17 protein-coding genes and 1 tRNA gene are annotated in these 19,036 nt (G+C 33.5%); 12 read left to right on the plus strand and 6 right to left on the minus strand.

The annotated features are described in order from the left end of the window. Positions 1 to 47 precede the first annotated feature (47 nt). The 4 genes from ftsZ to Q1W72_RS11435 all read left to right on the plus strand — a co-directional run bounded on the left by ftsZ (position 48) and on the right by Q1W72_RS11435 (position 3,822). Complete coding sequence (gene ftsZ / locus Q1W72_RS11420) at positions 48 to 1,982, plus strand: cell division protein FtsZ (protein WP_099714449.1); 1,935 nt, start codon at positions 48 to 50, stop codon at positions 1,980 to 1,982. A 351-nt stretch (positions 1,983 to 2,333) separates the two neighbouring features. After that, on the plus strand, positions 2,334 to 2,783 hold the full coding sequence (locus tag Q1W72_RS11425; RefSeq protein ID WP_099714450.1) for a GatB/YqeY domain-containing protein: 450 nt from the start codon (positions 2,334 to 2,336) through the stop codon (positions 2,781 to 2,783). Positions 2,784 to 2,854: 71 nt separating this feature from the next. After that, a tRNA-Arg gene (locus Q1W72_RS11430) sits at positions 2,855 to 2,928 on the plus strand. A gap of 84 nt (positions 2,929 to 3,012) precedes the next feature. Further along, positions 3,013 to 3,822 carry a zinc-dependent peptidase gene (locus tag Q1W72_RS11435; protein ID WP_302135330.1) on the plus strand — a complete coding sequence of 270 codons (810 nt, stop codon included), beginning with the start codon at positions 3,013 to 3,015 and terminating at the stop codon, positions 3,820 to 3,822. Between the two features lie 32 nt (positions 3,823 to 3,854). On the opposite strand, the gene rpe is transcribed toward Q1W72_RS11435, so the two are convergent. The 5 genes from rpe to Q1W72_RS11460 all read right to left on the minus strand — a co-directional run bounded on the left by rpe (position 3,855) and on the right by Q1W72_RS11460 (position 9,143). Continuing rightward, positions 3,855 to 4,517 carry a ribulose-phosphate 3-epimerase gene (gene rpe, locus Q1W72_RS11440; RefSeq protein ID WP_099714452.1) on the minus strand — a complete coding sequence of 221 codons (663 nt, stop codon included), beginning with the start codon at positions 4,515 to 4,517 and terminating at the stop codon, positions 3,855 to 3,857. Between the two features lie 430 nt (positions 4,518 to 4,947). Beyond that, entirely contained in the window at positions 4,948 to 5,811 is an 864-nt protein-coding gene (locus Q1W72_RS11445; RefSeq protein ID WP_007137700.1) for an RNA polymerase sigma factor RpoD/SigA, read from the minus strand. A gap of 166 nt (positions 5,812 to 5,977) precedes the next feature. Next, on the minus strand, positions 5,978 to 8,113 hold the full coding sequence (locus Q1W72_RS11450) for a polyribonucleotide nucleotidyltransferase (RefSeq protein WP_099714453.1): 2,136 nt from the start codon (positions 8,111 to 8,113) through the stop codon (positions 5,978 to 5,980). A 150-nt stretch (positions 8,114 to 8,263) separates the two neighbouring features. After that, complete coding sequence (gene rpsO / locus Q1W72_RS11455) at positions 8,264 to 8,530, minus strand: 30S ribosomal protein S15 (protein ID WP_035670202.1); 267 nt, start codon at positions 8,528 to 8,530, stop codon at positions 8,264 to 8,266. Between the two features lie 145 nt (positions 8,531 to 8,675). Continuing rightward, on the minus strand, positions 8,676 to 9,143 hold the full coding sequence (locus Q1W72_RS11460) for a GAF domain-containing protein (RefSeq protein ID WP_302135349.1): 468 nt from the start codon (positions 9,141 to 9,143) through the stop codon (positions 8,676 to 8,678). Between the two features lie 75 nt (positions 9,144 to 9,218). Here Q1W72_RS11460 and xrtF point away from each other — a divergent pair, with 75 nt between their 5' ends. From xrtF to Q1W72_RS11500, 8 genes are all read left to right on the plus strand, one after another. After that, positions 9,219 to 9,767, plus strand: a complete 549-nt coding sequence (gene xrtF, locus Q1W72_RS11465) for an exosortase family protein XrtF (protein ID WP_302135351.1) — start codon at positions 9,219 to 9,221, stop codon at positions 9,765 to 9,767. After that, on the plus strand, positions 9,745 to 10,188 hold the full coding sequence (locus Q1W72_RS11470) for an exosortase F system-associated protein (protein ID WP_099714457.1): 444 nt from the start codon (positions 9,745 to 9,747) through the stop codon (positions 10,186 to 10,188). Before xrtF ends, Q1W72_RS11470 begins: the two co-directional genes overlap by 23 nt. 57 nt (positions 10,189 to 10,245) lie before the next feature. Further along, positions 10,246 to 11,076 (plus strand): ATP cone domain-containing protein, encoded by an 831-nt coding sequence (locus Q1W72_RS11475; RefSeq protein WP_302135355.1) that lies wholly within the window; start codon positions 10,246 to 10,248, stop codon positions 11,074 to 11,076. A 37-nt stretch (positions 11,077 to 11,113) separates the two neighbouring features. After that, positions 11,114 to 12,469 carry an MBL fold metallo-hydrolase RNA specificity domain-containing protein gene (locus Q1W72_RS11480; RefSeq protein WP_099714459.1) on the plus strand — a complete coding sequence of 452 codons (1,356 nt, stop codon included), beginning with the start codon at positions 11,114 to 11,116 and terminating at the stop codon, positions 12,467 to 12,469. Positions 12,470 to 12,520: 51 nt separating this feature from the next. Continuing rightward, the gene (locus tag Q1W72_RS11485; RefSeq protein WP_302135357.1) at positions 12,521 to 12,922 is read left to right on the plus strand and encodes a hypothetical protein; all 402 of its coding nucleotides are present in this window, start codon (positions 12,521 to 12,523) and stop codon (positions 12,920 to 12,922) included. A gap of 71 nt (positions 12,923 to 12,993) precedes the next feature. Continuing rightward, positions 12,994 to 15,006: a TonB-dependent siderophore receptor gene (locus tag Q1W72_RS11490; RefSeq protein WP_302135359.1), complete on the plus strand. Its 2,013-nt coding sequence runs from the start codon at positions 12,994 to 12,996 to the stop codon at positions 15,004 to 15,006. Between the two features lie 18 nt (positions 15,007 to 15,024). Beyond that, on the plus strand, positions 15,025 to 15,366 hold the full coding sequence (locus Q1W72_RS11495) for a heavy-metal-associated domain-containing protein (protein WP_099714461.1): 342 nt from the start codon (positions 15,025 to 15,027) through the stop codon (positions 15,364 to 15,366). 273 nt (positions 15,367 to 15,639) lie between these two features. After that, positions 15,640 to 16,320 (plus strand): DedA family protein, encoded by a 681-nt coding sequence (locus tag Q1W72_RS11500; RefSeq protein WP_302135362.1) that lies wholly within the window; start codon positions 15,640 to 15,642, stop codon positions 16,318 to 16,320. A 287-nt stretch (positions 16,321 to 16,607) separates the two neighbouring features. Here Q1W72_RS11500 and Q1W72_RS11505 read toward each other — a convergent pair whose 3' ends face one another. Beyond that, the gene (locus Q1W72_RS11505) at positions 16,608 to 18,965 is read right to left on the minus strand and encodes a hypothetical protein (RefSeq protein WP_302135364.1); all 2,358 of its coding nucleotides are present in this window, start codon (positions 18,963 to 18,965) and stop codon (positions 16,608 to 16,610) included. Between the last annotated feature and the right edge of the window lie 71 nt (positions 18,966 to 19,036).

Here is a 19,036-nt window from a genome sequence, read left to right on the forward strand (position 1 = left end):
CCCAGAAAAACACAATAATTAATAATAAATATCAAAAACCAAATAAAATGATGAGCAACTCAGAATTTGGAAGTATTTCATTTGATTTACCAAAGAACCAATCAAATGTAATAAAAGTTATTGGTGTAGGTGGAGGCGGAAGTAACGCCATAAACCACATGTTTAAACAAGGAATTAAAGGCGTAGATTTCATCGTATGTAATACGGACTCTCAAGCCTTACAAAGTAGTTCTGTGCCTAATAAAATTCAGTTAGGAGTACATTTAACGGAAGGACTTGGAGCTGGAGCAAACCCAGATGTAGGACAGCAATCTGCTATTGAAAGTATTTCCGAGATTGAAAAAATGTTGGATAGAAATACTAAAATGGTATTCATCACTGCCGGAATGGGTGGTGGTACAGGAACTGGAGCTGCACCGGTTATTGCACAATTGGCTAAAGAAAGAGATATTCTTACTGTAGGAATTGTGACATTACCGTTCTTATTTGAAGGAAAAGTGCGTCAGGAACAAGCCTTAATTGGTATAGAAAAATTACGCAAGCAAGTCGACTCTTTAATTGTTATCAATAATAACAAATTAAGAGAAGTATATGGGAATCTTGGTTTCAAAGCTGGATTTTCAAAAGCGGATGAAGTTTTGGCAACAGCCTCAAGAGGTATTGCTGAAGTAATTACGCATCACTATACTCAAAATATCGATTTAAGAGATGCTAAAACAGTATTGTATAATAGCGGAACTGCTATTATGGGATCTTCTGTTTCTTCTGGTGAGAATAGAGCTAAGGAAGCTATTATTGCTGCTTTAGATTCTCCGTTGTTAAATGATAATAAAATTACAGGTGCCAAAAACGTATTGTTGCTTATCGTTTCTGGAACTAATGAAATTACAATTGACGAAATTGGAGAAATCAATGATCATATTCAAGCTGAAGCGGGTCACAATGCAAATATTATCATGGGGGTTGGTGAAGACGAATCACTAGGTGATGCTATTGCTGTTACCATTATTGCTACAGGTTTTGATATTGAACAACAAAACGAAATTGTAAATACGGAGCCAAAAAAAATTATACACACATTAGAGGATGAACAAAGAAGTGTTCATAATCTAAGTAATAAAACGGTTGCAGCTTTTGATTTAAATACAGAATCTCCAGCTTCTAACTCAAACGAAAGAATAGTTTTTGATTTGTTGGAAGATACTGTTGTTGCTCCTGAGCCAGTTGTAGCGGCGCCAGCTATCAATAAAGAAGAATTGATGGTAATGTCTGAATTTATTAAAAATTTAGACGTGACTTTCGAAATTGTTTCTCCTATTACTGATATTGATTTTACAATTTCATCTCCAGTAGCAGAAGTAAAAGCAGTACAGCCAAAAGTTATCGAAAGACAAGAACAAACTACTTTCTCATTTGATTTACCACTTTTCAAAGCAGAACCGGTAGCGCAAGTTGAAGAAAGCAAAGTAATGTTTGAATTGACAAATGAAACTCGTGATATCAAAGTAAACGAAGCGGTTCAATTTGTTCCCGTAACAGAATTGACTGATAATGGAATTATCAAATATTCTCTTGAAGAGTATATGGAGCCAGAGCACGATTTCATGGCGAAACCAGTTGCTAAAACTCCGGAAGTTGTTGTTCCTGCTGAATTAAACATCACAATGAAACAAGTAGATACATCAGTAAATACACCTGTTGACTTTGATGCTGTTTCTCCAATGGAAATGACAATCGAGGAATCATTGAGAATGAGAGCCGATGAAAGAAGAAAAAAATTAAAAGAATTCAATTATAAGTTTCATAACAATGTTTCCAAAATTGATGAATACGAAAAAGAACCGGCTTACAAAAGATTGGGAATAGATATTTCAAACAATCAAGCCAATAATACAAATTCGAGAATTTCTGTGGGAACAGACAGCAACAACGATCTACAGTTGCGTTCTAACAACTCGTATTTACATGACAACGTAGATTAACTAACTCAAACCAAAATGAGGTAGCCCGAAAATTCATTTAATTTTCGGGTTATTTTTTTGTCGTTTCGAGCAACAAAGCAATCTATTGCTAATTACAGTAAATTTCTTTAATTTTGTCGGGCCTTAATCCAGCTGTCGTTTCAAGCTTTTTGTCAAAAATGTTTTTTTCTACGCCCTTAAAAGAGCTTCTAAAGTCGCTTTTTAAGTCCATGAAAAAATACATTTTCTCCTAAAAGGCTTTCCACTACTCCCGAAGCGTCGGGACTGGGGCATTAAGCAGTCGTTTTCATAATTAGCATTTCAACAATCGATTGAACAAACAATCGATTAACTAAATTAACAATAAAGAATATGAGTTTATCAGTACAAATCATGGACGAAATGAAAACCGCCATGAGAGCCAAAGATACAGTTGCATTAGAAGCTTTAAGAGCAATTAAATCTGAAATCCTGTTAGCGCAAACAGCGACGGGATCTAAGGAAGAAATAACGGAAGATGATGAAGTTAAATTGCTTCAAAGATTAGTAAAAACACGTAAAGAAAGCGCTAGAATTTTTACGGAGCAAAACCGTTTGGATTTAGCTGAACCAGAATTGGCTCAAATTGCAGTAATCGAAAAATTCCTGCCGGCACAATTAAGCGAAGCTGAAGTAGAAGCTGTAATAGCTAAAATTATTGCAGAAACTGGTGCGTCAGGAATTGCTTCAATGGGAAAAGTGATGGGATTAGCAGCAGCACAATTAGGTGGAACAGCCGAAGGAAAGACAATTTCTACAATAGTTAAAAAACTATTGACATAAATTTTATGTTTGTTAATTAACGATTTTACATCATAAATCTAAAATCGTTAATCACCAATCTAAAATCAAATGGCTGCGTAGTTCAACTGGATAGAATATCAGATTTCGACTCTGAGGGTTGCAGGTTCGAACCCTGTCGCGGCCACAAATACAAATAGAAATGCTTCAAAAAATCAAGTTTCCTTGAAATTATTTTGAAGCATTTTTTATTTTAAAGCGGTTATAAAATATGTCATTACAAATTTTCATTTCGGTACTTTTTGGAACATTATTTCTCCTGCTTTTAATTTTTAGAGTAGTGGAACCAGCTTATATTTTACTGTTTAATAAGCCGCTTTATATTCATTGGTATCCTTTCTCCAAAAAATTAAAACCAAGCCAATGCCAGATTTTAGTAAATGATTTTCCATTCTATAATAGGCTTTCTTCTAAAAGGAAAATGTATTTTGAGCACCGAATAAACGAGTTTGTTGCTAAATATGAATTTATAGGAAAGGAAATTGTTATTACGGAACAAATGCAAATGCTGATTGCGGGGACGTATGTGATGTTAACTTTTGGAATGAGGAATTATCTTGTCAGTTTATTCAATAAAATTATAATCTATCCTTCCAGTTATTTTTCTACCGTGAACGAAACGTATCATAAAGGAGAATTTAATCCTAGAATGAAAGCGGTCGTTTTTTCGTGGGAAGATTTTTTATTGGGCCATTTAACCTCAAATGATAATATTAATCTGGGTTTGCACGAGTTCTCTCATGTGTTGCATTTTCATTGCCTAAGAAGTAATGATCCAAGTGCGATTATCTTTTTTGATGAATTCAATGAAGTCGTAAAATATTACAGTAATCCAGTTTTAAATAACGAGTTAACTCGAACAGATTATTTTAGGCTGTATGCTTATGAAAATCAATTCGAATTTTTATCGGTTATCTTAGAACATTTTTATGAAACTCCCCATATTTTCAAAAAGGAACATCCGGAATTATATGCTCATATTTCAAGAATGATTAATTTTAAAGAAGAATATTTAAAATAAAAAATGGCGCTTTAAGCGCCATTTTTTATTTTCTAGAAGTTTGTTAGCTTCTTTAAATCGTGTATCGTTTGCGTTGGATTTTCTGCTTTGAAAACAAAACTTCCGGCTACCAAAACATCAGCTCCGGCCTCTACTAATTGTTTTGCATTTTTATTGGTTACACCACCGTCAACTTCAATGATTGTAGTTGCTCCTTTTTTGGTGATTAAAGCTTTTAGCTTTTCAATTTTAGCATACGTGTTTTCTATAAAAGATTGTCCTCCAAAACCTGGATTCACACTCATGATACAAACTAAATCAATATCATTGATTACGTCTTCCAGTAAATCAATATTTGTGTGTGGATTGATGGCAACTCCGGCTTTCATCCCTTCAGCTTTGATGGCTTGCAGTGTTCTGTGAAGGTGCGTACAAGCTTCATAGTGTACACTTAGAACATTTGCTCCTAACTCAGCAAAAGTTTTAATGTAACGGTCAGGATCAATAATCATCAAGTGAACGTCAATTGTTTTTTTTGCATGTCGGTTAATGGCTTCCAGAACTGGCATTCCATAAGAAATGTTGGGAACAAAAACGCCATCCATAATATCAATATGAAACCAATCAGCTTCACTGTTATTAATCATTTCGATGTCGCGTTGCAGGTTTCCAAAATCGGCAGCAAGCACTGATGGTGCAATAAGTGTATTCTTCATTGTGTAGTTGTATTGTTTGTGCAAAAGTAGTTTTTTTAGAGCAATTGCAGAAAATTTTTTTAATGAAGGGAGAACTCGCGAGTTGTCCGTAAACCGCGTAAGGGATTACTTCACTAGGGATTTATTTTTTATATGTGTTCAGTGAATTTCATTTGAGGCAGTATCCTCGAAGTGTAACGGAGAGATAAAGCCGAAAGCCTGACCCGAAGTTTTACGGAGGGTTACGCCCAAAAAAATAATGATGTAATTGGTTTGCTTTGTACCTCGCAATTGTAAAAAATAAAACTCCGGTAATCAGCCGGAGTTTCAATCATCAATCAAAAAACGAACAGTTAATCAGACCGTCGTTACTTATTAGTCTAAAGCCGAAAGTCAAAAATCATACTGTTGTTGAACTTTATGATTTTTGACTTTATGACTTTTGACTGTTTTATCCTAAATAGGTTTTTAGTATTTTACTTCTTGAAGTGTGTTTTAATCTACGGATTGCTTTTTCCTTGATTTGACGTACACGCTCACGAGTTAGGTCGAAAGTTTCTCCTATTTCCTCTAATGTCATTGGGTGTTGGTCACCAAGACCAAAGTATAAACGAACTACATCGGCCTCTCTTGGAGTCAATGTTTCTAAGGAACGCTCTATTTCGGTACGCAATGATTCGTGGATTAATTCTCTGTCTGGATTTGGAGATTCACCTGAACGTAAAACGTCATAAAGGTTAGAGTCTTCTCCTTCTACAAGAGGTGCATCCATTGATAAGTGACGACCAGAGTTTTTCATGCTCTCTTTTACGTCATTTACGGTCATGTCAAGCTCTTTTGCAATTTCCTCAGCAGATGGTGGACGCTCGTTAGATTGCTCTAATAAAGCGTACATTTTGTTGATTTTATTGATAGAACCAATTTTGTTCAAAGGCAAACGGACGATACGAGATTGTTCAGCCAATGCTTGTAAAATAGATTGACGAATCCACCAAACGGCATACGATATGAATTTGAAACCACGAGTTTCATCAAAACGTTGTGCTGCTTTTATCAATCCTAAATTTCCTTCGTTAATCAAATCGGGAAGAGTTAACCCTTGATTTTGATATTGTTTTGCTACCGAAACCACGAAACGTAAATTGGCTTTTGTCAATTTCTCTAATGCTTTCTGGTCACCGGCTTTAATCTTTTGTGCTAATTCTACCTCTTCGTCAGCGGTAATAAGGTCAACTTTTCCAATTTCTTGTAAATACTTGTCTAATGAAGCAGTTTCACGATTGGTTACCTGCTTGGTGATTTTTAGTTGTCTCATGTTTTTTTTGTCTCCTCAATTTTTAAGTGTACAAATGATTATACGTATGGAGTTTCAAAAAAGTTACAATAGTTTCAAAAATAATTTAATTTAAAAACAAAAATCCCGTTTCAAATTCATGAAACGGGATTTTTTATAAATAAACCTTTAGTAAACTAAGAATTGATTACTCTTTTTTCTCCTCACGTGGAGGTCTTGGCATTAAGGCTTTTCTAGATACTTTCTCTTTACGAGTTTTAGGATCTAAACCTAAATATTTAATCATGAATACATCACCCATGTTTACTACATCGGCAACATTCTCTGTTCTTTCCCAAGCCAATTCAGAAACGTGAAGTAATACTTCGTTTCCTGGAGCGTCAAGGTACTCTACAACTGCACCAAAATCTAGCATTTTGATAACTTTTACTTCGTAAGCTTCTCCCATTTGTGGTTTGAAAGTGATTGACTTAATTTTAGCCAATACTGCTTCAATTCCTGCAGGGTCAGTTCCTAAGATTTCGATAACTCCTTGCTCATCTACTTCGTTGATTACGATAGTTGTTCCAGTAGCTTTTTGTAATTCTTGAATTACTTTTCCACCAGGTCCAATCAAAGCACCAATAAAGTTACCAGGAATTGTTCTTGTAATGATTTTTGGAGCATATGCTTTAACATCCGCTTTTGGCTCAGCTAAAGTTTCGATTAATTTTCCAAGGATATGTAAACGACCGTCACGAGCTTGAGCTAATGCAGCTTCCATAATCTCGTATTTCAAACCGTCGATTTTGATGTCCATTTGACAAGCTGTAATTCCTACAGAAGTTCCGGTCACTTTAAAGTCCATATCTCCTAAGTGATCTTCATCACCAAGAATATCAGACAATACAGCAAAACGTTCTCCATCAGTAATTAATCCCATTGCAATTCCAGAAACGGGACGAATCATTTGAATACCAGCATCCATTAATGATAATGTTCCTGCACAAACTGTTGCCATTGAAGATGAACCGTTAGATTCTAAAACTTCAGATACTACACGAATTGTGTAAGGACAATCAGCAGGAATCATGTTTTTTAATGCTCTTTGAGCCAAGTTTCCGTGACCTACTTCTCTTCTTGAAGTTCCTCTTAAAGGACGAGCTTCACCAGTTGAGAAAGGAGGGAAGTTATAATGTAAGTAGAATTTTTCTTCCCCTTGTTCAGACGGAGAGTCAATTTGGTTTGCTTCTCTAGATGTTCCTAAAGTTGCAGTTGCCAAAGCTTGTGTTTCTCCACGTGTAAACAATGCAGATCCGTGTACAGATGGTAAATAATCTACTTCACACCAGATTGGTCTGATTTCTGTAGTTTTTCTTCCATCTAAACGTGTTCCTAAATCTAGGGTTACATTACGAACCGCTTCTTTGTTAGTTTTGTAAAAATATTTAGAAACTAAATCGCCATTTTCTGCCAATTCTTCTTCTGTAAATAATGTTTTTACTTCTTCTTTTACTTCTGCAAATGCAGCTGTACGTTCTTGTTTAGAAGAACCTTTACTTGCAATAGCGTAAATTTTATCATAAGATGCTGCTTTTACTTTAGCGTAAATAGCCTCATCTTCTTTCTCACCTTCGTAAGTACGAACTTCTTTTTTTCCAAAAGCAGCTTGCAAACGTAGTTGAGCAGCAATTTGATTTTTAATGTGTTCGTGTGCAAATTTAATTGCTTCTAGCATTTCTGCTTCTGAAATTTCTTTCATCTCACCTTCTACCATTGCGATAGAATCCATAGAAGCTCCAATCATCATATCTATGTCAGATAATGCTAATTGTGCACGACTTGGATTGATGATGAATTTACCATCAATTCTTCCAACTCTAGCTTCAGAAATTAAAGTTTCGAAAGGAATGTCAGATAAAGCTAATGCTGCTGAAGCGGCTAAACCTGCTAATGCATCAGGCATCACATCTTCATCATAAGACATTAATTGAATCATCACTTGAACTTCTGCGTGATAATCATCTGGGAAAAGCGGACGCAATACACGGTCTACTAAACGCATTGTTAACACTTCGTTATCACTTGGACGAGCTTCTCTTTTGAAGAAACCACCAGGGAAACGTCCTGCTGCAGCAAATTTTTCACGATAATCTACCGTAAGTGGTAAAAAGTCGATACCTGGACTTGCTTTTCTTGAAGATACTACTGTTCCTAAAATAACAGTTTTACCTATTCTTACTACTACAGATCCATCCGCTTGTTTGGCTAAACGACCTGTCTCGATTGTGATGTTTCTGCCATCACCTAAATCGATACTTTCTACAAATAATTGTGGAATCATAAATTTAATTTATTAGTTAAACATGGGTTCTAGTTGTGTTGTAGTTGTTGTTTTGCGTAGTTAATGCCTAAAACCCAATGAAAAACCAAACTTTTTTTATTATTGTATATAAAAACAAAAAGAGGCACTTTCGCACCTCTTTTATATTGATTATTTTCTGATATTCAATACTTTGATAATTTCACGGTATCTGTTGATTTCTGTTTTCTTCAAGTAATCCAACAAAGCTCTTCTTTTACCTACAAGCAATACTAATGAACGCTCTGTATTATAATCGTGACGATTTTTTTTCAAGTGCTCAGTTAAGTGGCTAATTCTGAAAGTGAACAAAGCAATTTGCGCTTCTGATTTTCCAGTGTTTGTTTTTTCTCCGTGTTTAGCGAAGATCTCTTCTTTAATCTCTTTAGTTAAATACATTCCAATATTTGTTTAATGATTTTTATGTATGTCGTACATCTATTGTAAGACGGGTGCAAAAGTAAATAATAATTATGACACGAACAAAATAAAGCTTTCTTTATTTTGTGAACTAGCGAAGCAATTATGAATTATGAATTGTGAATTATTTTAAATCAACATATAATTTAGCTACTTCTGTATTTACAAATTCCAAAAATAACTCATCGTCTTTAGTAAAAGGATCCAAGACATGGCTGTCAATATCAATTTGTCCTATGTTTTCTCCGTTTACAAAAAGTGGTACTACAATTTCTGATTTTACGGTAAAACTACAAGCGATATAATTGTCTTGCGCTGCAACGTCAGGCACTACAAAATTTTCATTAGAAACTGCTACTTGTCCGCAAATTCCTTTTCCAAAAGGGATTACAGTATGATCTGTTTCTGCTCCAACATAAGGGCCTAAGTGCAATGTTTTGGATTCGTGATTAGCAAAATAAAATCCAACCCAATTATAATAATCAACGGAGTTGCTAAGAAGCTCACAAATAGACAATAGTTTTTCGTCTCTTGACAACGTTGTATTTAAAGTGATTTCGGTTACTTTTGGTTGTAATTCTTGAAATGTCATGTTTTTAATTTTTATTTATGCAAAAGTATTTAAAGCCAGTTTCAAAAATTACATAAATTTGTTAAAAAATAGATTTTGAAAAAATATTTTATTCTCTACAAACCGTTTTTGCTTTTTTTGGCAACCTTTTTTTTGAGTTATATAGTACTGACTTTTTTGTATCAGCGCTATCTTAATGGTTTTGAGGGAAATAAAATAGATTCCATTACCAGAATGGTGAGTGAAAATACGGAGCAAGTGCTGCAATTGTTCAATAATGGATCTTCAATTGAAGAAAGTGCTGTGCATCCTTATATGAAGCTGTTTTATAATCAAAAATATGTAGCCCGTATTGTAGAAGGATGTAATGCTATTAGTGTAATTATTTTGTTTATTTCATTTGTATTAGCTTTTTCGGGGAAACTACAAGCAACGCTTCTTTTTATCTTTGGCGGAAGCCTTCTTATTTATGTGTTGAATATTTTGAGAATAGCTGCTTTAAGTGCATTGATTTTTTATTTTCCAAAACAAGAGCCGTTTTTACACGGAGTCCTTTTTCCTTTGTATATTTATGGTGTAGTTTTTATTTTGTGGTTAATTTGGGTTCGTAAATTTTCAAGATATGCTTCAAAAGATATTAAATAACAAACTGAGATTCGTACAATTCCTTCTTTTGGTTGTATTATTAGTGCTTGTTCGTACTTTTGAAAATCAGTTGTTTTATGATCCTTTTCTGGATTTTTTCAAAAAAGATTTTGCCAAGTTAAGGCTACCAAGTTTTGATTCAACCCAATTGTTTTTAGGACTATTGTTCCGTTACACATTAAATACCGTTATTTCATTGGGTATTATTTATGTCATTTTCAAGGATGTTGCGATGGTTAAATTTGCTTTCGTCCTGTATTATTTTTTCTTCATGATTCTTATTGTTGCTTTTTTCTACATAGTCTACTTTGCGAATGAAAATAGTAATTGGGTCTTATTTTACGTTCGCAGGTTTTTGATTCAGCCTATTTTTGTCTTATTATTTGTTCCGGGATTTTATTATCAAAAACAAAATAAGTAGTCTTTTTTCTTTATCTTTATGTTGATTTAAGTGTTTGTTTATCAAATCAATAAGGGTATGAAAATTATCAAACATTCTGGGGATATTGTCGAATTTAATTCTGATAAACTTAAAAAGTCACTTTTAAAATCGGGAGCAAGTGCTATTGCGGTCGATAACATACTTTATGCTATAAAAAAACAAATGTATGAGGGTATTTCTACGAAACAAATCTACAAAATGGCTTTTTCATTATTGAAAAAAACGGCTAATTCCCATGCGGCACGTTATAATTTAAGAGAAGCAATACGACTGTTAGGTCCGGCAGGTTTCTTTTTCGAAAAATACATAGCCCGTCTTTTTGCTTCGGAACAGTATCAAACGGTAACAAATATGAGCTTGCAAGGCAAATGTGTGTTGCATGAAATTGATGTTTTAGTAAAGAAGAATGAGCAAATTTCAATGATTGAATGTAAATATCATCTGGGGAGGGAAGCCGCTTCGGATGTGAAAGTTCCCATGTATATTTTATCTCGTTTCAATGATTTGAAGGAAAGACAGCATGCCATTTTTGAAAAAAAAGATAGTATTTCAAATTGTTGGATTGTCACAAATAACAGGTTTACGACTGATGCTGTCGATTTTGCAAAATGCTCCGGATTGAGTTTATTAAGTTGGAATTATCCTGAGGACAATAATCTAAAAACAAAAAATGACACACATTATCTTTATCCGGTAACTTGCTTAACTACTTTATCAATAGCCGAAAAAGATAAGTTATTGATATTAGACGTGATTTTAGTCAAAGAAATAATAAACCATTCCGATTGTTTAGAAAAAATAGGATTGAGTCCAAACCGGATAAAAAACGTATTAAAAGAAGCAACGGAATTATGCAGTTATATTTAAAATAATACAGGATTGTTTAATTTTAAATTCAAATCATATGAAAGTTAAATTTATTGGTGGAGCAGGTACAGTGACTGGTTCTAAAACATTAATTGAAAGTAATGGGATTCGGATTTTGATAGACTGTGGATTGTTTCAGGGCATTAAACCTTTACGGGAACTCAATTGGGAACCTTTGCCTATTTTACCAGCCACGATAGATTTTGTTTTGCTCACTCACGGCCATTTAGATCATTGCGGTTGGTTGCCAAGATTGGTAAATCAAGGTTTTGAAGGCAAAATTTATTGCACGAGTCCCACAAAAGACATTACTAAACTCATCCTGCTGGATAGTGCGAAAATTCAGGAAGAAGAAGCTAAAAATGCTAATGAAGGAAAATATTCCAAGCATGAAATTGCCGAACCACTTTATACGGTAGAGCAGGCTGAAAAAGTTTTTCCGTTTTTTAGAGTAATTAAAACCAATGAACCAGTTCCTTTGGATGCCCAAATTGAAGCTGTTTATACAAATGCAGGCCATATTTTAGGAGCTTGCAGCATTGCGTTGACACTTGAAAATAAAACGTTGGTTTTTTCCGGAGACATTGGTCGCGATAATGATGTATTGATGTATCCGCCAACCAAACCTAAAAAAGCCGATTATGTTTTTCTCGAAAGTACCTATGGCAATCGACTGCATCCTCAAACAGATACTAAATTAGAATTGGAAACTTATATAAATAATACCGTTGAGAAAGGCGGAACCATCATTATTCCGAGTTTTGCCGTAGAGCGTGCCCAAACCATCATGTACTTATTGTGGCAACTCAGAGAGGAGGATAAAATCCCTAATATTCCATATATTATTGACACTCCAATGGGAATTAATGCACTGAATATTTTTTCGAATAATAAAAAATGGCACAAGCTATCGCTGGAGGAATGTGCCGAAATGAGTAAAATGTTTTCATTGGTTTCTGATTATCAAGAAACCATGCAGGTCATTTTTGATGAACAGCCTAAAGTGGTTATTGCTGCCAGCGGAATGGTAACTGGAGGAAGAGTATTGGGGTATCTCGAACATTATATTGGTCTTCCGGAAACTACCGTAATTATTGTGGGATATCAAGCTGAAGGAACACGTGGAAGAAAATTACTGGAAGGAGCAAAAGAAATTAAAATTCATGGTCGCTATTATCCTGTAAAAGCTAATATTTTGGAAATACAAGGTTTGTCAGCACATGGAGATCAAAAAGATTTGCTTAACTGGTTGTCAGAATTGGAAAATAAACCTACACGAGTTTTTCTTGTGCATGGAGAAAATGAGCCTATGGATGAGCTTCGTATAAAAATTCATGAAAAATATGGTTTTGACTGTAAAATTCCTTTAATGGGACAAGAATTTGAGTTGTAAATTCTTTAGGGATTTAATTTTTTGATGTGATAAAATCACTAATTTTACAAGGTGAAATTTAACAAACATATAAGTATACTTCTGGCTTTTTTCGTATTGGTTTCCAATATGGGATTAGCATTTAATGTTCGTTATTGTGGAAGTGAGATTACTTCGGTAACTCTTAAAACACCTGTTCAGGACCAAAAATTAGAAAAGGATTGTTGTGGGGTTGTTGAAAAAGAATCACATTGTTGCAAAGACAAAGAGGTTAAATTTCAAAAGAAAACAGATGATTTAATTCAAAAAACAGTCTCTTTTCATCCCGGTTTTATATTTCAAATGAATGAATGGAATCCTTCTGTGTTTTCATTTGTTTCAAATTTTAAAAACAGTCCATTTCTTTCGTATTACTGCGATGCAAATGCGCCTCCTTTTTTTAAATTATACCACCAATATATTTTCTACGCGTAGTTTTAATGTTTCTATAAAAACTTGAATCACACCTTTGTGATTTTACATTTTTCAAACATTAAAAATCAATCATGCAAAAACAAATTTCAATACTTTTATTGTTCTTCTTTTGCGCTTTTAATTCTTTTGCTCAAGATACTTTGCAGGAGATAAAAGTAAAAGGCAACAGTAAAAGTTTAAAAAAATCATATAGCTTAACGGCTAATACTACAGTGCTGACAAGCAAAGAGCTACTCAAAGCTGCTTGTTGTAATCTGGCAGAAAGTTTTGAAACCAATCCTTCAATCGACGTTAATTTTTCGGATGCTTTGACGGGAACGAAACAAATAAAAATGCTGGGATTAACGAGTCCTTATTTGATGATTACAGAGGAAAACATTCCTTCGGTGCGTGGTGCTTCTCAAGCTTACGGATTGTCATTCACTCCGGGAACTTGGGTCGAAAGTATTCAAATCACCAAAGGAGCCGGAAGTGTAGTTAATGGATTCGAAAGTATTTCGGGACAAATTAATACCGAATTGATAAAGCCCATCAGCGATATTCCATTTTTTCTTAATGCGTATGGTTCAACAGATTCCCGATTCGAATTAAACACGCATTTCAACAAGAAAATTTCTGAGAAATGGAGTAGCAGCTTGTTTGTTCACGGAAACACGAGGGTTTCAAAAAACGATATGAATGACGATGGTTTTCTGGACAATCCATTGGCAAAACAAATCAATGTTTTGAACCGTTGGCAATATACCAATGCCGAAAAAGGGTGGGTGAGTTTCATCAACTTCCGTTATATGAATGATCAAAAACAAACAGGAGAATTAAATTTTGACACTGATAGAGATAAGGGAACAACTAATTATTGGGGCTCCGAAATCAATACAGAACGGTTTGATGTTTCCACTAAATTAGGGTATGTTTTTCCGGATATGCCGTATCAGAGTATTGGTTTTCAAAATGCTTTTAATAGTCATGATCAAAATTCTTATTTTGGGTTAAATAAATATAATATCAAACAAAAAAGTTATTATTCGAACCTGATTTTTAATTCGATTATCAATAATACGAAACATAAATTCTCAACGGGTCTGAACTTTACCTATGATAAATACGGTGAGTTTGTCAATGCAAATGATTACAGCAGGATTGATAATTCGGTTGGCGCTTTTTTCGAATATACATATGACAACACAGATGATTTTAGCGCAGTTCTTGGCGGTAGAATAGACAATCATAATCGTTTGGGGACTTTTGCTACGCTAAGATTGCATGTGCGATACAATCCTTGGGAGAAAGGTGTTTTGCGATTTTCAGCAGGAAGAGGGAAACGAAGCGCTAATGTTTTTGCCGAAAATCAACAGCTTTTGGCAAGTTCAAGAACCTTTGATTTTTTGGATACCAATGGAAAAATATACGGTTTGAATCCTGAAATTGCATGGAATTACGGGCTGAGTTTTATGCAGGGTTTTTTACTTTTTGGTAAGAATGCTGATGTTGGGTTTGATTTCTACAGAACCGATTTTCAAAATCAGGCAGTTGTTGATGTATTACAAAGTCCGCAACAGGTATTGTTTTACAACTTAATTGGGAAATCGTATGCCAATAGTTTGCAAGTAGAGTTTAATTATGAATTAGCCAAACATTTTAATTTGCGAACAGCCTACAAGTACTATGATATTCAAGCGGATTATTTGTCAGGAACGTATCAAAGGCCGTTGCAGGCAAAACATCGTTTCTTTGGGAATTTAGGATATGAAACCCATATTTTGGATAAAGGAAAACAATGGAAGTTTGATTATACTTTTAACTGGCTCGGAAAACAGCAATTACCCAATACATCAACAAATCCTGAAGAAGACAGGCTATCAGAATTTTCTCCTTCATTTTCTGTGATGAATATACAAGTTACACGAACTTTTTCTTCTACTTTTGAAATCTATATTGGTGGAGAAAATATTGGAAATTACAAACAGGATAATGTTATTCTGGGTAATGAAAATCCATTTGGTCCTACTTTTGATGCATCAATAGTTTATGGTCCAGTTTTTGGACAAATGTATTATGCAGGTTTACGTTTTAAAATTAAATAGTCTTAAAAAAATTAAATTATGAAAAATATAATTGTAGTACTGTTACTGACATTTGTTGGATTTACAGTTCAGGCTCAAGAAGTGAAAAATAAAAATGCTAAAGTTGAATTTCATGTGAGCGGGAATTGTGAAATGTGTAAAAAGAGAATTGAAAAAGCGGCATTAAGTGTCTCGGGAGTGAAATCTGCTGATTGGCATATGGATTGTGGCACTTTATACTTGATTGCAAACGAACAGAAAACGGATGTTCTTACGATTCAAAAAGCGATTGCAAAAGTTGGTCACGATACAGATGAAGTCAAGGCATTAAAGGAAGATTATGAAAAGCTTCATACTTGTTGCCAATATGAGCGAAAATAATTTTAAAGAAAACCAAAGTGAAAGCTTTGGTTTTTTTAATGCCATATTTTGAATGTTTTTTTGAATGAAATTATGGTGGTTAACTATAAAAAGCCATGTTTTTAAAGCGCTAGAATCCCGAATAAAAAAAACAATATTTGATTGTTGGCAATGGAAAGTTAATTCGGCTAATTTAAATAGTTAATAAAACTTTAAAATAGTAGCATAAATTGTGGTTAAGATATATTATCCGTACTTTCACGCACGAATAATTTTAGCATAAAACACCGTAGAATGAACGATTTTGATTGGAAGAATTTGATTGACCCGCTTTTTTATATTCATTTTGATGTTAATGGAATTAAATTGGGTATTTATATAGTTTTATTTATTGTTTTTGCAGAAACAGGTCTTTTTGCAGGGTTCTTTTTACCAGGAGATAGTTTGTTGTTTTTAGCAGGGATTTACAGCCGTGATTTAATAGAAAACATTTTATTCATTGAAAATGATTTTGCGAATGTCGTTCTCTTATCAACACTTGTGGCTTTAGCGGGGATTTTGGGTAATGTTGTTGGATATTGGTTTGGTTCAAAAAGCGGTTATTATTTGTACAATAAGGAAGATAGTTTTTGGTTTAAGAGAAAATATTTGGTTCAATCAAAAGATTTCTTTGAAAAATACGGAGGCAAAGCAATTATTTTTGCTCGATTCCTGCCAATATTTAGAACTTTTGCACCAATAGTAGCTGGGATAGTTTCTATGGACAAAAAGAAATTTATGTTTTATAACATTTTAAGTTCTTTCATTTGGTCATTCACATTGATTTTCGCAGGACATTATTTATATGGTTTTCTACTTGAAAATTATCAGATTGATTTGAAAGAACACATCGAAATAATTGTTATAGCTTTAGTTGGGATTACTGTTTTACCGGTAATTTATAAGTTCAGCAGAAAGTCAAAAACTCAAGAATAATTAATAATTTTTTATCATAAAAAAAACCGTCTCGTAAAAACAGAGCTATTAAAGAAGTCATTTTGGAATTTGATAATAATGAATAAGAAGGAGCATAAATCTAGAGTTTATGCTCCTTTTTTGCATAGATTCAGGATTAATGAGATGTACATATTTATAGTAGTAAAAAAATAGCTTAGTGCGTATTCTGATTTAGATGACTAAATAGTACCTATAGCTGATTTTCTTAGTAAAGCCAATGGGTTAATTGATTTTACTTATTATGAATTATCGAAAAAAGAGTTTTTTTATAAATCAATAATTTGCGTTTCAGAAATCAGTTCGCCATTATAAGTAAAACCTTCTATAATTATTTTTATTTTTTTCTGATTGAAATTTGGAACATCAATTTGAGAACTGTTTTTTTGGTCCGTTAATAGGGTAGGAATCCAATTAATTACTCCGTAATACAAAAAACCTTGGCTCAAAGTTGAATTATAGTTAGAGTTTTCAAATTTTGGTGCTGTAGTAAAACCATTTGCCAATTCTGAGCTTTTTACATTAGTTTTTAGAGTACTATATATAGGTTTTTTAGTGTATATCCTTACGATTCCTTGAAGATTTCTACCAGATGGGATTAATGCATTCGGATTCATGTATATTTCTTCCAGTTCATTCATTTGTATGTTTTGCAAATAGGAAAAGTCCCTAATTTGAATATTGTCGACAAAAATTTCGGGTCGAGCTGGAATATTTGAACCAGAATTTAGGACCGTAATGCTAACATCCATACCATTGTCAGACACCTTAAATCCACGAGTATTAATAAAAGTTAGAAGGTTCATTGTCTCTTGTTCGGAAATTTTATAACCTCTTAAATTTCTATTTTCCATAGTGTTGGCATGGGTTAACATATTTTTTTTAGCCTCTGCTTTAACAGTGACAGTATTTAATTCAATAATGTCATCTTCGAAAACAGGTAATTCTAAAATTTGAGAGTTTGTTGTTTGTTGTAAGTCGGTAGGGTTAAATCCTTTAAATGAGAACTTATATTCTCTATTACCATTCGTTATTTTCGCTGTATGAGTTAATTTTAAAGGTGTTGCTTCAACGTTTTTGAGCAAACTGAAATCTACTGAAGTTGAGTCTTTCAATACCAGGTATTTGAATTCAAAATCTCCTGTTTCAGTTATTGGAGATTGAACATTGATTTGATGATGAAACGCACGGAATCTAATGTTGTAATCTTTCGCATTCTTTAAAGTAGGAGTCAATACTCTTCCTTTTACCGTAAGTCCCATGTCAAATTCATAATTGGGTTGTGGTGGATTTTGAACAATTTCGTTCCATGAGTATTTGGATTTTGATTGAGTGAGCATGGCTAAGTCCAACTCGTATTTCTTGGCGGTATTTGGGTTCGTTTGGTATAAATCAATGTTTTTTATTGGTTTAATTAAATAGAAATTAGATAAAAAATCAGAAGTTATGGAAGTGTTTTTTTCGGTTGCAATAGAATTTGCGGGTACTATTGAAACGCTGAGGTTAGCATCGTTCTGACTGGATAGACCTTCAATTTGTATGGTACCAGTGTTAGTTGTTTTTTTAGAAAGAGTAAACTTTTGAGTTAAATTAGGGAGTTTGATGATGGTTCTTTCTGCAAGCTGATTCATGTTTTCATCTATAATTCGCACCGTATTGACGCCATTGGAGATGTTTTCGGTTGAAAATATGATATTTTGCTCTAATGAATTTGAATCTAAAGCAATATCAAATAGTAAAGCCCTTTCATCTTGCTGAACAACTAAAAATAATTGCTTTGATTTTAAATCATTAAATGTTGTAGCATTCGTTTTGATTTTAACTGATGCTTTATTGTTTAATGTATAACAATTTACTTCAAGAGACAATCCTTTAGTAGAAGGGTTTGGGAGTGTTTGTTGAATGATTTTGTTATTTATTTCTAACGTTAGTGAATAGGGATCATTTTTGGGTGTAACAATGAATTTTCCCAATCCATCGCTATTAATTGCAATCTCTGAAACTACTTCGTTAATGCTGTTTCTTAATTTTGCTGTCAAATTTCCAATTGGATTATTGAACATGTCTACGATTTTAACACCAACGGTATTAGTGATTCCATAAACTAAAGTGCCACCTTCTGGATGAATTTCTATTTGAGCAGATGCCAAATTGCTTTTTGTAGTGTCGAAAAAATCGGTCTTTGCAGGATTGATGATTTTTATTGGATATATGCTAGACTCATTTTCTTGGAAGTTATTCATCCAATTAGTATACACTTGAATGTAATAATTCCCAGAGGGCAATTTCTTTAAATCTTTGAATGCTCCTTCAAAAGTACCCGTATTTGAGTAGGCAAGTTGTTGATTTATTTTTATGCCTGCTTGATTGTACAGAACTACAAAAACGTTCATAGTTTTGTAAAAAGGTAAAAGTTCCTTTCGGTTGTAAGCATAGCCCTTAAACCAAATATCTTCTTCGGATAAATATGTATCTTTATTTAAATGTAAATGAATGTTTTCTCGCTCTAAAGCAAAATAGTTATTTAGTTTTTCTACTATTTGTTCTTTCGGTCCATTAGTTTGACTGAAGTTTTTAGGGCAGAAAATAAACAAAAAAAGGAATAGCCAATTAAGTTTTGATAACATAAAAATCAGTATCAGGAGGTTAATTTTGATTTGTATCTAAAACTATAAATATAAAAATAAAATCCGAAGTG

The organism is Flavobacterium sp. ZE23DGlu08 (assembly GCF_030505335.1).
Lineage (GTDB): Bacteria > Bacteroidota > Bacteroidia > Flavobacteriales > Flavobacteriaceae > Flavobacterium > Flavobacterium algoritolerans.